The sequence below is a fragment of the Mycobacterium sp. IEC1808 genome, assembly GCF_002101935.1.
Taxonomy (GTDB): domain Bacteria; phylum Actinomycetota; class Actinomycetes; order Mycobacteriales; family Mycobacteriaceae; genus Mycobacterium.
This window is the reverse complement of sequence record NZ_LQPV01000025.1, coordinates 18091-30759: the sequence shown is the minus strand read 5'-3', so window position 1 is coordinate 30759 and position 12669 is coordinate 18091. Positions and strand designations below refer to the sequence as shown.

Below are 12669 nucleotides of genomic sequence, written 5' to 3'. Positions count from 1 at the left end.
AAGCGTCCTATCGGTGGGTGAAGTTGGGGGGCCGCTTCTCGATGAATGCCGCCATCCCCTCCGACTGGTCCTCGGTCGCGAACGTCGAATGAAACAGCCTGCGCTCGTAGAGAAGCCCCTCGGACAGGGTGGATTCGAAGGCCCGGTTGACGGCCTCCTTGGCCATTCGCGCCGCCGAGCGCGACATCTGCGAAATGGTGGTGGCGACGGCCTTGGCCTCGGTCAGCAGGTCGTCGGCCGGCACCACCCGCGAAACCAGGCCGCTCCGTTCGGCTTCGGCGGCGTCGATGGTGCGCCCGGTCAGGATGAGGTCCATGGCCTTGGCCTTGCCGATGGCACGCGTCAGCCGCTGCGAACCGCCCATGCCCGGCAGCACTCCGAGTTTGATCTCCGGCTGGCCGAACTTCGCCGTGTCGGCGGCGATCAGCAGGTCGCACATCATCGCGAGCTCGCAGCCGCCGCCCAGCGCGTGTCCGGCCACCGCGGCGATGGTCGGGGTGCGGACCGCGGCGAGTTTGCCCCAGCCGGCGAAGAAGTCGGCGCCGAACGCGTCGGCGAAGGTCAGGGCGGACATTTCCTTGATGTCGGCGCCGGCCGCGAACGCCTTGGCCGAACCGGTGATGATGATCGCACCGATTCCGGGATCTTCGTCCAATTCGGTTGCCGCGCTGGTGACTTCGGCCATCACCTGGCTGTTGAGGGCGTTGAGCGCCTGCGGCCGGTTCAGCGTGATGATCCCGACCCGCTGATCGCGCTCGACGAGGATGGTCTCGTAGTTCTCTGTCACGCCAACCGCCTTTCTAGAATTTCAAGTCGTCGTCGACCGGCGCGAAATACCCCTCCACGTCGGCCGCGGTGATCTCGGCAAGCGTCGCCGGGGACCATTTGGGATTGCGATCCTTGTCGATGATCTGCGCACGGATGCCCTCCACCAGGTCGTGGGAGCGGGCCGCGGCGCTCGACACCCGATAGTCCTGGACCAGAACCTCTTCCAGGGTGTCCATCTTGGCGGCGCGACGCACCGCCTCCAGCGCCACGGAAACGGCGATGGGGGAGCGGGTGGCGATCAGGTCGGCCGCATCGGTCGCCGGGCCGCCATGGCTGCGCAGGGCCGCAACGATTTCTTCCACCGTGTCGCCCGCGAAGCACGGGTCGATCCAATCACGTTGGGCGACAAGGTCGCTCGGTGGTGGTTCGATGGCATGCGCGGCCAGCGCACCCTCGACGCCGTCCTCGACGATCGCCTTGGCGAACGCGTCCAGTTCGTCGTGCGGGACGTAGTGGTCGGCGAATCCCATGGCGATGGCGTCGGCCCCGGAGAACGGCGCCCCGGTCAGCGCGGCGTGCAGTCCCAGCGCACCCGGCGCGCGGGACAACAGAAACGCCCCGCCGACGTCGGGAACGAACCCGATGCCCACCTCCGGCATTGCCACCTTTGAGGTTTCGGTCACCACGCGCACGCTGCCATGCGCGCTGACCCCCACGCCGCCGCCCATCACGATGCCGTCCATCAACGACACGTACGGCTTGGCGAGGCGCCCGATCTGACCGTCGAGCAGATACTCGTCGCGCCAGAACTTCCGGACCTCGACGCCATCCTTGCGGGCGCTTTCGTAGACGGCCACGACGTCGCCGCCGGCGCACAATCCGCGTTCACCCGCCCCGGACAGCACGACCGCCCGCACCGCGTCGTCGTTTTTCCAATGGGTGAGCACCGCGGTCAACGCGTCCACCATCGTCTGATTCAGCGAGTTGATCGCCTTGGGCCGGTTGAGCGTGATCAACCCGACGCCGCCTTCAACCCGGGTCAGGACCTCGTCGGATTCGACAGCTGCCACGGTCAACGCTCTCGTCCTCCCAATCGCCGCCCGGTCTCGACCAGCAATCTAGATCGTCACGACCGCAGCGATCCCCGCGGGTAAGGTTTATGTTTGACCGGACGACAACAGCAGAGCCCGTTAAATAGCCTCAAAACACCGAGAAAACAGCAGGTCCGTTGGGAACTAGGGCGACCCGCTGGTCGTTGAGCAGGTGTTCGCACAGCTCGAACCCATAGCCATTAAGAGAGGATCCGACGGTGCGGGAGACAAGTAACCCGGTATTTCGTTCGCTGCCCAGGCAGAGCGGGGGATACGCGCAATTCGGCACTGGCGCGGCCCAGGGCTATTACCAGGCCGACCCCTACGTGGCTCCCTACCAGGACACCAGGGCGTCTCGGCCGCTGACCATCGACGATGTCGTCACCAAGACCGGCATCACGCTGGCCGTGCTGATCGGCGCCGCGATCGTGTCCTACTTCATGGTGGCCACGAACCTAGCCTTAGCGATGCCGCTGACCCTGATCGGCGCGCTCGGTGGCCTCGGGTTGGTGCTGATCGCCACCTTCGGGCGCAAGCAGGACAGCCCGGCGATCGTGCTCAGCTACGCGGTTCTCGAGGGGCTTTTCCTCGGCGCCGTCTCGTTCGTCTTCGCCAACTTCCAGGTCTCCAACGCCAACGCCGGCGCGCTGATCGGGGAGGCCGTTCTGGGCACCGTCGGTGTTTTCTTCGGGATGCTCGTCGTCTACAAGACGGGCGCCATCAGGGTCACGCCCAAGTTCACCCGGATGGTGGTCGCCGCGCTGTTCGGAGCGCTGTTCCTGATGCTCGGCAACTTCATCCTGGCGATGTTCCACGTCGGCGGCGGCACGGGCCTCGGCCTGCGCAGCGGCGGACCGATCGCCATCATCTTCTCGCTGGTGATGATCGGCATCGCGGCCTTCAGCTTCCTGATCGACTTCGACGCGGCCGACCAGATGATCCGGGCGGGCGCGCCGGAGAAGGCGGCGTGGGGCATCGCGCTGGGCCTGACAGTGACCCTGGTCTGGCTGTACCTCGAGATCCTGCGCCTGCTCAGCTATCTGCAAAACGACTAGCCCCGGCTCCGACGGAAAACCGGCACGCCCGCAGGCGTGCCGGTTTTTTTGTGCGCCCGCGCGATGTCACATCCGCGACCGCTGGATGCGTCTGCTGGTTGTCAGCACACATTCGCTCGCGAAAGGCAGCATCATGAAGCACATCGTGATCATCGGCGCCGGCTATGCCGGCATGGCGGCCACCACCCGCTTGGCGCGCCGGGTCAAGGGCCGCGACGACGTGCGCGTCACCCTGGTCAATCCGCAGGCTCGTTTCACCGAGCGGCTGCGCCTGCATCAGGCGGCGTCGGGCCAGCGGCTGGCCGACCTTGAGATCCCGGACATGCTCGCCGGCACCGACGTCGAGTTCGTCCAGGGCTGGGTCACCGGCCTCGACGCCGACGCGCGGACCGTCCGTCTCGACGACGAGCGCACGATCGGCTACGACACCCTGGTCTACGCGCTCGGCGCCGTCGCCGATACCGAGGTCGTGCCCGGCGTCGACGAATTCGCCTACACGCTCAACAGCGCCCACGACGCCGCGTTGCTGGCCCAGCAGCTGGATCGGCTCGACGCCGGGACGGTCGTAGTTGCCGGCGGCGGCCTGACCGGCATCGAATCGGCGGCCGAGATCGCCGAGCGGCATCCCGAACTCGACGTCGTCCTGCTGAGCCGGCAGACACCCGGATCGACGATGGGCCCCAAGGCGCGTGCCCGCCTGCATGCCGGGTTGGACCGGTTGGGCGTGCGGGTGCGTTCCGGCGTCGAGATTGTCAAGGTGATGCCCGACGGGGTCGCCCTGGCCGACGGCGAGGTCGTCGCGGCGCGCGCGGTGCTGTGGGCCACGGGCGTGCGGGTGTCGCCGCTGGCGGCCGCCGCGGGCCTGCGCGTCGACGACCGCGGCCGAATCATCACCGATGCTGCGCTGCGCTCGATATCGCACCCGGACGTGTACGTCGTCGGCGACGCCGCGGCGGTCCGGCAAGGCTATGGCCTCGTGCACGGCACCTGCCAGAGCGGCATCCCGACCGGTGTGCACGCTGCGGCCAACATCGTGCGGGAGCTGAAGGGCAAGCAGACCAAGCGATTTCGCTTCGGCTATGTCCACCAGCCGGTGAGCCTGGGGCGACACGACGCCGTCATCCAGTTCACCCATCCCGACGACAGCCCGTCGCGTTTCTATCTGGCCGGTCGGTGGGCCGTCGCCTACAAGGAAACGGTGAGCGCCAGCCCGTGGACGACCTACCGATTGCTCAAGTTGCTGCCAGCGCTGGGGGCCGTGACATGGCGGCGCGGTGGGGGCTTCACCCGATGAGCGCCGACGAGCACGCGTTCGTCGAACACCGGAAACTGTTGTTCGCCATCGCCTATCGGATCCTGAGCTCGGCGGCCGACGCCGAAGACGTGGTCCAGGATGCGTGGCTGAAGTGGTCGGCGGCCGATCGGGGTCAGGTCGCCGACCCCAAGGCCTACCTCTCGCGCATCGTGTCGAATCTGTCGATGGAACGACTGCGCTCGACGCGGCGCCAGCGGGAGACCTACGTGGGGCCGTGGCTGCCCGAGCCTATCCTCACGAGCGAAGACACGGCCGAGGACGTCGCGGCCGCCGAATCGGTGTCGATGGCGATGCTGGTCGTACTCGAGACGCTGAGCCCCCTGGAGCGCGCGGTGTTCGTCCTCAAGGAGGTGTTCGACTTCAGCTACGCCGAAATCGCCTCGGCCGTCGAGCGTTCGGAGGCCGCGGTGCGCCAGGCGGGCCACCGCGCTCGCAACCACGTGCAGGCGCGCCGGCCCCGGTTCGAGGCCGACCGCGGCAAGAAGCGCGCGGTCACCGAACGCTTCTTTTCCGCGGCGACCGGCGGGGACATCAACGACCTCATGCAGCTGCTCGCCCCCGACGTCACGCTTTGGACGGACGGCGGCGGAAAGGTGCGCCAGGCGCTGCGCCCCGTCGAGGGCATGGCCAAGGTCGCGGCATGGCTCGCCGGTGTTACCAAGCGCCCGTACGAAGGCGTCGAAATCGCCGATATGGCAGCCGAAGTCGTGGACATCAACGGCGGACCGGGCATCGTCTTCTCGGCCTCAGGCCGCGTGATCGCCACGCTCACAGTCGAACTCGACGCGGACGGGCGCATCGTCACCATTCACAACGTGGCCAACCCGGACAAGCTGCGCGCCGTCGCGGACGGGGTTCGGCGCGGCTAACGAATTTGGTTGTGCGCTCACGGTTTCGATGTGCACTGACGGCGCAGCCGCTCGGCGTGTCGCCGCCCACGACTCACACGCGAAGCCCAGTGTTCACACGCAGTCGTGCGGCGCGGCTAGCTGAGCCGCTCGATCACCATCGCCATGCCCTGGCCGCCGCCGACGCACATGGTTTCCAGGCCCAGTGTCTTGTCGTGCGTCTGCAGGTTGTTGAGCAGCGTGGTGGCGATGCGTGCGCCGGTCATGCCGAACGGGTGGCCCAGGGCGATCGCCCCACCGGACACGTTCAGCTTGTCCTCGTCCATGCCCAGCTCGCGCGCCGAACCCAGCACCTGCACCGCGAAGGCCTCGTTGATCTCGTACAGGTCGATGTCGCCGATCGACATGCCCGCCCTGGCCAACGCCTTCTTGCACGCCTCGATCGGGCCCAGGCCCATGATCTCCGGCGACAGGCCGCTGACCCCGGTGGACACGATGCGCGCGAGCGGCGTCAGGCCCAATTCCTTGGCCTTCGTGTCGCTGGTGATCACCAGCGCGGCCGCGCCATCGTTCAGGGGACACGCGTTGCCGGCGGTCACCGTGCCGTTGGGCCGGAACACCGGCTTGAGCTCGCTGACCTTCTCGTAGGTGGTGCCCGGGCGCGGGCCGTCGTCGGTGGTGACGGTGGTGCCGTCGGGCAGGGTCACCGGGGTGATCTCGCGCTCGAAGAAGCCGCTCTTGATGGCCTCCTCGGCGCGGTTCTGGCTGCGCACCCCCCAGCGGTCCTGCTCCTCGCGGCTGATGCCGGTGAGGATGGCGACGTTTTCGGCGGTCTGGCCCATCGCGATGTAGACGTCGGGCAGGTTCCCGTCGGCGCGGGGGTCGTGCCACTCGTCGGCGCCCTGAGCCGCGGCGGCCGAACGCTCCTGGGCCTCGTCGAACAGCGGGTTCTTGGTGTCGGGCCATGAGTCGGAGTTGCCCTTGCCGAATCTGGACACGGTCTCCACACCCGCGGAGATGAACGCGTCGCCCTCGCCCGCCTTGATCGCGTGGAACGCCATCCGGGTGGTCTGCAGCGACGACGAGCAGTACCGGTTGACCGTGGTGCCCGGCAGGAAGTCGTAGCCCAGCTCGACCGCGACGACGCGCGCCATGTTGAAGCCGGATTCGCCGCCCGGCAGGCCGCAGCCCAGGATGAGGTCGTCGATCTGGTGCGGGTTGAGCGCGGGCACCTTGTCCAGCGCGGCGCGCACCATCTGGGCGGCCAGGTCGTCGGGCCGCATGGACACCAGCGATCCCTTCATGGCGCGGCCGATCGGCGAGCGGACGGCTGAGACGATGACGGCTTCAGGCATGGTTTGTTCCCTTCCAGCGGACGCGGGCGCGCTTCCCAAACGGGTGTTTTGTCACCCCGACGGGCTAGAACAAATCTAGTCGGTGCCGACCGGCTGGGAATCAGACGGGGCGGGGGACGCGGCGGTAGGGCGCCGCCACAGCCGCGTCACGAGGGTCAACCGTGCGGGAGAATCGTCGAGCCTCGGTGCGGGAGCGGGGACCGAAACCTCCGGCGTCGGGCTTTCAACCTCGATGCCCAGCGCGTCGCACACCGCCTCCAGCAGCGCCTCGGCGGCCAGCGCGTACGCGGTCGGCGAGGGGTGGAAGCCGTCGGCGGAGAACATCTGCTCGGGCGCGGTCCGGAATTGGGGTGCCAACAGCTGCGCCATCGGGACCGGCACGCCGCCCGCCCCCCGGACCGCGGCGGTCTGGGCGCGGGCGAGCTGCGAAGTCCGCGCGTGCGCCAGCGAGCGAAGCGGCTGCGGGATCGCGCTGATGACACCGAGATCGGGGCAGGTGCCGACGATCACCACCGCGCCGCGGGAGCGCAGCTTGCGCACGGTCATGGCCAGCCGTTGCGCCGACTGGCTGATGCCGTTGAGGGCCGTGACGTCGTTGGCCCCCAGCATCATCACCGCCACGTCCGGCGGCGGGCCGGCCACGAACATCGCGTCGACCTGGCCGGCGACACCCTTCGACGTGGCGCCGACGATGGCCTTGGTGCTCAGCCGGACGACCTTGCCCGCCCGCTCGGCCAGCCCGCGAGCGATCAGCACGCCGGGGACTTCCTCAGCGCTCATGCAGCCGTATCCGGTGGCCGTCGAGTCGCCGAAGATCATCAGGTGCAGATCGGCGGTCATGCCGCGCTGCCACCGCTGCACCGGCCCGCCGCCGGGGTTGTACACGCCGTCGGCGCGCGGCGGGATGTCCCAGGCCTTCGGAATGACGGTGCGCGTGTGCGCCGCCTGGCCAACCAGCAGGTTGCGTGCGCCGAGATAGGCAGTCCCCGTCGAGGCGAGCGCGCCGGCTGTGGCCAGGGCGATCGTCGAACGACGCGGCACCCGGATGGTCACAGGGCCAGTTTAGTTCGGCTCAAGGGTTTGCGCGGGCGGCTTATGAACAATGTGGTCACGTTGTGAATCAAATGTGGTATCGAATCAGATTCTTCAAACGTTCTACTCAGCAAAGGCTGTCAAGCTAAGTTTCAAGGGTTGGCTGAACGCCCTGGAGAGTGGGCTGAACCGGACGCTTGGCTGCCTCGTCACATGCTGTATCGGACTACAAGGGCGTAGGAAGTGTTGAGCATGACCGCACCTAGCAAGGTATCCGGTTCCCCCCGGAATACCGTTCGGCCACATGAGGTTCTCAAGCGACGTAGAGTTGAGGCACGCAGATTTGCCATCAGCGACGGCGCGCCGGTCGAGGTACTCGAGTCCGGTCCCAGCGTTGCTGCGCGGGTAGCTAACCTCGCATCCCGACTCACCATCCGGCCGGTCCTGTCCGTCGGCAGCCACGTTCCCAACCTGCCGTGGCCGTGGGGTCTCATCGACGTCGCGGCCCGGGTCCTGCTCCCGGTCTCCGCCACCGTCCGCGAGACGGTGAACTTGCCCAATGCTTCCGCGCAGCTGGTGCGGGCCCCCGGAGTGCTGCCCGCGGACGGCACCCGCCGGGTGATCGTCTACCTGCACGGCGGCGCGTTTCTGACTTGTGGAGCAAACTCGCACGGCCGGCTCGTCGAGACACTGTCGAAGTTTGCTGACTCTCCGGTGCTGGTCGTCAACTACCGGCTGTTGCCCAAGCACTCGGTCGGCATGGCCCTCAATGATTGCCGCGACGCGTACCAATGGTTGCGCGAGCGTGGCTACGAGCCGGACCAGATCGTGCTCGCCGGCGACTCGGCGGGCGGGTACCTCGCGCTGGCCCTGGCGCAACGCCTGCAGGAGGAAGGGCACGGCGAGTCCGAGATGCCCGCGGCGATCGTGGCGATCTCGCCACTGCTGCAGCTAGCAAAGGAATGCAAGCAGGCGCACCCCAACATCAAGAGCGACGCGATGTTTTCCGCGAACGCGTTTGACGCGCTCGTCGCATTGGTTGCTAGCGCGGCCGAAAAGAACATGGTCGACGGCAAACCCGAAGAAATCTACGAGCCCCTGGAGCACATCAAGCCCGGCCTGCCGCGGACGCTCATCCACGTTTCCGGATCCGAGGTGTTGCTGCACGACGCGCAGCTGGCGGCGTCGCGGTTGGCGGCGGTCGGGGTGCCGGCCGAGGTGCGGGTGTGGCCCGGCCAAGTCCACGACTTCCAGCTGGCCGCGCCGCTGGTTCCGGAGGCTGTCCGTTCGCTGCGCCAGATCGGCGACTACATTCGCGAGGCCACCGGCTAGCGAGTGTGCGCCGCGCGAAAGCGCCTGAGACGATGAACGCATGCGGATCGCGCAGCACATCAGTGACCTGATCGGGGGAACGCCGCTGGTGCGGCTGAACTCCGTCATTCCCGACGGCGCCGGCACCGTGGCGGCCAAGGTCGAATACCTCAATCCCGGCGGCAGCTCGAAGGACCGGATCGCGGTGAAGATGATCGACGCCGCCGAGGCCAGCGGGCAGCTCAGGCCCGGGGGCACCATCGTCGAACCCACGTCGGGCAACACCGGCGTCGGCCTGGCTTTGGTGGCCCAGCGGCGCGGGTACAAGTGCGTGTTCGTCTGCCCCGACAAGGTCGGCGAGGACAAGCGCAACGTGCTGCTCGCCTACGGCGCCGAGGTGGTCGTGTGCCCGACGGCGGTGCCGCCCGACCACCCGGACAGCTACTACAGCGTCTCGGACAGGCTGACCCGGGAAATCGAGGGGGCCTGGAAGCCCGACCAGTACGCCAACCCGGAGGGACCGGCCAGCCACTACGCCACCACCGGCCCGGAGATCTGGGCCGACACGGATGGCAAGATCACCCATTTCGTCGCCGGCATCGGCACCGGCGGGACGATCACCGGCGCCGGCCGCTACCTGAAGGAGGTGTCCGGCGGCCGCGTCAAAATCATCGGAGCCGATCCGGAAGGCTCGGTGTACTCGGGTGGCAGCGGTCGGCCCTACCTGGTCGAGGGCGTCGGCGAGGACTTCTGGCCGGACGCCTACGACCGCACCGTTCCCGACCAGATCATCGCGGTGTCGGACTCCGACTCGTTCAACATGACCCGGCGGCTGGCCCGCGAGGAGGCGATGCTGGTCGGCGGGTCGTGCGGGATGGCGGTGGTCGCCGCGCTCAAGGTGGCCGAGGAGGCCGGACCCGACGCGCTGGTCGTCGTCCTACTGCCCGACGGCGGGCGAGGCTACATGGCGAAGATCTTCAACGACGCGTGGATGTCGTCGTACGGGTTCTTGCGCGCGCGCCTCGACGGGTCGACCGAGGAGTTCAGCGTCGGCGACGTGCTGCGCCGCAAGTCCGGTGAGCTGCCCGACCTGGTGCATACCCATCCGTCCGAGACGGTGCGCGACGCCATCGGCATCCTGCGCGAGTACGGGGTGTCGCAGATGCCCGTGGTCGGCGCCGAGCCGCCGGTGATGGCCGGCGAGGTCGCGGGCAGCGTTTCCGAACGCGAACTGCTGTCCGCCGTCTTCGAGGGGCGGGCCAAGCTGGCCGACGCCGTCGCGCAGCACATGAGCCCGCCGCTGCCGATGATCGGCGCCGGTGAGCTGGTCAGCGCGGCGGGCAAGGCACTGCGCGACTGGGACGCGCTGATGGTGGTGGAGAAGGGCAAACCGGTCGGGGTGATCACCCGGTACGACCTGTTGGGATTCCTGTCGGAGGGGCCCCGCGGATCCACGGGCCGGCGTTAACGCCGCTTAAAACCGCTTAGCCAGGCCGGCCCGAGGTACTGTAATTCGGCCTGGTTCAGCTAATGCAGTGGAGGGTTGCCCATGTCCGATCAACCGTCGCCCGGCGAGTCCTACCCGCCGCCCCCTGGGGCCGGTGGCCAACAAGCCTCTCCGCCCCCTCCGCCGCCCCCGGCCGGCGGTTCCTACCCGCCGCCGCCCCCGTCGTCGGGCGGATACGCGCCGCCCCCGCCCGGACCGGCGATCCGCGCCCTGCCGACGGAGTCCTACACCCCGTGGGTCACCCGGGTGCTGGCGTATCTCATCGACAACATCCCGGCCGGCATCCTGGTCGGCATCGGCGCGCTCATTCAGGCCCTTACGACGCAACAGTCGTGCGTCAGCGACATCACCCAGTACAGCGTCAACCAGTACTGCGTCAACCAGCCCAGCGGCATCGGCACCATGGCGTTCTGGTTGACGTGGCTGGCCGCGGTGGCCTACCTGGTCTGGGACTACGGCTACCGCCAGGGCGTTACCGGCTCGAGCATCGGCAAGTCGGTGATGAAGTTCAAAGTGGTCAGCGAGGTCACCGGCCAGCCGATCGGTTTCGGGATGTCGGTGGTGCGCCAGATCGCGCACTTCGTTGACTCGCTCATCTGTGGCCTCGGCTACCTGTTCCCGCTGTGGGACGCCAAGCGGCAAACCTTGGCGGACAAGATCATGACGACCGTGTGCCTGCCGATCGAAGAGGGCTGAGCCGCCCCAGGTCAGACCGGGAACCCATCCATATTTCCGAGCCGACCGCCTCGCCCAACGCGGCGCGGTGCCGCTGAAGGCGTGGCGGCTGCCCGTCCAGTTCACCCGTCAGGAATTGCAGCGCGTCGGCGATCGCGTTGAGCTTGTGCTGCATCGCGCGATTGCTGCGCGACTGGGTGTTCTGCAGCAACGCGACGAGCAGGAACGTGATGATGTTGGTGACGGTGTTGATGACCAGTTGCCAGGTATCGACCGTGGGCAGCGCCCAAATGGTGGGTATCCACGCGACCACCACCAGCACGCAGATCGCGAAAAACGAAGGCCTGGAAACCCATTCGCCCGTATAGGTCGCGCAGCGATCGAAAAGGGACAGTTCGGTCCGGGTGGCGCTGTCGTCGGGCATGGTGGTTCTCCCTGGCTGGTCATCGCATGGGGACGACGACGAGTACCCCCGTCACCGATTTTCATGCCCGATCGGGCCTGTCACTAGGCTGAGCGTCGATGAGCGAGGACCGTAGCGCAGACCACAAGTTCAAGGGATTGGCCACCAAGGCCATCCACGCCGGGTACCGGCCGGATCCGGCGACCGGGGCGGTGAACGCCCCGATCTACGCCAGCAGCACGTTCGCCCAGGACGGCGTCGGTGGCCTGCGCGGCGGATTCGACTACGCGCGCACCGGCAACCCGACCCGGGCCGCGCTGGAGGCCTCGCTGGCGGCCGTCGAGGAGGGCGCCTTTGCGCGCGCGTTCGGGTCCGGGATGGCGGCCGGCGACTGCGCCCTGCGGGCGATGTTGCGGCCCGGCGACCACCTCGTCATCCCCAACGACGCCTACGGCGGCACCTTCCGGTTGATCGACAAGGTGTTCACCAAGTGGGACGTCTCGTACACGCCGGTTGCGCTGTCCGACCTGGACGCCGTCGCGGGCGCGATCACCCCGCACACCCGGCTGATCTGGGTGGAAACACCGACGAACCCGTTGCTGACCATCGCCGACATCGCCGCGATCGCGGAGCTGGGCAAACAAAACTCCGCGAAGCTGTTGGTGGACAACACTTTTGCTTCGCCGGCGCTGCAGCAGCCGCTGACGCTGGGCGCCGACGTGGTGCTGCACTCGACCACCAAATACATCGGTGGCCACTCTGACGTGGTGGGTGGCGCGCTGATCACCAACGACCAGGAGTTGGACGACGCGTTCGCCTTCCTGCAGAACGGGGCGGGCGCGGTACCGGGCCCGTTCGACGCCTACCTGACCATGCGCGGTCTGAAGACCCTGGCGCTGCGAATGCAGCGGCATAGCGAAAACGCTTGCGCGGTAGCCGAATTCCTCGCCGGGCATCCCTCGGTGAGCGCGGTGCTGTATCCCGGTCTGCCAGGGCATCCCGGCCACGAAGTCGCCGCGCGCCAGATGCGCGACTTCGGCGGCATGGTCTCGGTTCGCATGCGCGGGGGCCGGCAGGCCGCCGAGCAGCTATGCGCCCGAACCGAGGTGTTCATCCTGGCCGAGTCGCTGGGCGGCGTCGAGTCGCTGATCGAGCTGCCCAGCGCCATGACGCACGCGTCGACGGCCGGCTCGCAACTCGAAGTCCCCGACGACCTGGTGCGGCTTTCGGTCGGCATCGAGGACGAGGCCGACCTGTTGGCCGACCTCGAACAAGCGCTTGCCTAGTACGGCGACCAGACGCAAAAGGC

At 67.9% G+C, this 12669-nt stretch carries 12 protein-coding genes; 7 read left to right on the top strand and 5 right to left on the bottom strand.

The features are described 5' to 3' along the window. Positions 1–7: 7 nt before the first annotated feature. Positions 8–787: an enoyl-CoA hydratase gene (locus tag AWB92_RS15560; RefSeq protein WP_085186846.1), complete on the bottom strand. Its 780-nt coding sequence runs from the start codon at positions 785–787 to the stop codon at positions 8–10. A 13-nt stretch (positions 788–800) separates the two neighbouring features. Then, a complete protein-coding gene (locus tag AWB92_RS15555; protein ID WP_085187025.1) occupies positions 801–1838 on the bottom strand; it encodes an enoyl-CoA hydratase/isomerase family protein in 1038 nt (345 codons plus the stop codon). Between the two features lie 239 nt (positions 1839–2077). On the opposite strand from AWB92_RS15555, the gene AWB92_RS15550 reads away from it, so the two are divergent. The 3 genes from AWB92_RS15550 to AWB92_RS15540 all read left to right on the top strand — a co-directional run bounded on the left by AWB92_RS15550 (position 2078) and on the right by AWB92_RS15540 (position 5098). Further along, entirely contained in the window at positions 2078–2914 is an 837-nt protein-coding gene (locus tag AWB92_RS15550; protein ID WP_085186844.1) for a Bax inhibitor-1/YccA family protein, read from the top strand. Positions 2915–3047: 133 nt separating this feature from the next. Further along, entirely contained in the window at positions 3048–4208 is a 1161-nt protein-coding gene (locus AWB92_RS15545) for an FAD-dependent oxidoreductase (protein ID WP_085187022.1), read from the top strand. Next, positions 4205–5098, top strand: a complete 894-nt coding sequence (locus AWB92_RS15540) for an RNA polymerase sigma-70 factor (protein ID WP_142282117.1) — start codon at positions 4205–4207, stop codon at positions 5096–5098. The genes AWB92_RS15545 and AWB92_RS15540 overlap by 4 nt, the downstream gene beginning before the upstream one ends. Positions 5099–5214: 116 nt before the next feature. On the opposite strand, the gene AWB92_RS15535 is transcribed toward AWB92_RS15540, so the two are convergent. After that, on the bottom strand, positions 5215–6432 hold the full coding sequence (locus AWB92_RS15535; protein WP_068133515.1) for an acetyl-CoA C-acetyltransferase: 1218 nt from the start codon (positions 6430–6432) through the stop codon (positions 5215–5217). A gap of 75 nt (positions 6433–6507) precedes the next feature. Next, positions 6508–7473 (bottom strand): SGNH/GDSL hydrolase family protein, encoded by a 966-nt coding sequence (locus AWB92_RS15530; protein ID WP_142282123.1) that lies wholly within the window; start codon positions 7471–7473, stop codon positions 6508–6510. 243 nt (positions 7474–7716) lie between these two features. Between AWB92_RS15530 and AWB92_RS15525 the strand changes: the two genes are divergently transcribed. The 3 genes from AWB92_RS15525 to AWB92_RS15515 all read left to right on the top strand — a co-directional run bounded on the left by AWB92_RS15525 (position 7717) and on the right by AWB92_RS15515 (position 10978). Then, positions 7717–8796 (top strand): alpha/beta hydrolase, encoded by a 1080-nt coding sequence (locus tag AWB92_RS15525; RefSeq protein WP_085186838.1) that lies wholly within the window; start codon positions 7717–7719, stop codon positions 8794–8796. A 40-nt stretch (positions 8797–8836) separates the two neighbouring features. Then, entirely contained in the window at positions 8837–10243 is a 1407-nt protein-coding gene (locus AWB92_RS15520) for a cystathionine beta-synthase (protein ID WP_085186836.1), read from the top strand. A gap of 81 nt (positions 10244–10324) precedes the next feature. After that, positions 10325–10978: an RDD family protein gene (locus AWB92_RS15515; protein WP_068105824.1), complete on the top strand. Its 654-nt coding sequence runs from the start codon at positions 10325–10327 to the stop codon at positions 10976–10978. On the opposite strand, the gene AWB92_RS15510 is transcribed toward AWB92_RS15515, so the two are convergent. Further along, positions 10941–11381: a low affinity iron permease family protein gene (locus AWB92_RS15510; RefSeq protein WP_085186834.1), complete on the bottom strand. Its 441-nt coding sequence runs from the start codon at positions 11379–11381 to the stop codon at positions 10941–10943. The two genes, AWB92_RS15515 and AWB92_RS15510, sit on opposite strands and share 38 nt — an antisense overlap. A 98-nt stretch (positions 11382–11479) precedes the next feature. Here AWB92_RS15510 and AWB92_RS15505 point away from each other — a divergent pair, with 98 nt between their 5' ends. Further along, positions 11480–12646 (top strand): cystathionine gamma-synthase, encoded by a 1167-nt coding sequence (locus AWB92_RS15505; protein ID WP_085186832.1) that lies wholly within the window; start codon positions 11480–11482, stop codon positions 12644–12646. Positions 12647–12669: the final 23 nt, after the last annotated feature.

What these genes read in the sequence shown, in the direction of transcription:
- AWB92_RS15510 (WP_085186834.1), bottom strand. Translation starts at nt 11,381, where the DNA reads ATGCCCGACGACAGCGCCACCCGGACCGAACTGTCCCTTTTCGATCGC.
- AWB92_RS15535 (WP_068133515.1), bottom strand. Translation starts at nt 6,432, where the DNA reads ATGCCTGAAGCCGTCATCGTCTCAGCCGTCCGCTCGCCGATCGGCCGC.
- AWB92_RS15525 (WP_085186838.1), top strand. Translation starts at nt 7,717, where the DNA reads ATGACCGCACCTAGCAAGGTATCCGGTTCCCCCCGGAATACCGTTCGG.
- AWB92_RS15540 (WP_142282117.1), top strand. Translation starts at nt 4,205, where the DNA reads ATGAGCGCCGACGAGCACGCGTTCGTCGAACACCGGAAACTGTTGTTC.
- AWB92_RS15515 (WP_068105824.1), top strand. Translation starts at nt 10,325, where the DNA reads ATGTCCGATCAACCGTCGCCCGGCGAGTCCTACCCGCCGCCCCCTGGG.
- AWB92_RS15520 (WP_085186836.1), top strand. Translation starts at nt 8,837, where the DNA reads ATGCGGATCGCGCAGCACATCAGTGACCTGATCGGGGGAACGCCGCTG.
- AWB92_RS15545 (WP_085187022.1), top strand. Translation starts at nt 3,048, where the DNA reads ATGAAGCACATCGTGATCATCGGCGCCGGCTATGCCGGCATGGCGGCC.
- AWB92_RS15505 (WP_085186832.1), top strand. Translation starts at nt 11,480, where the DNA reads ATGAGCGAGGACCGTAGCGCAGACCACAAGTTCAAGGGATTGGCCACC.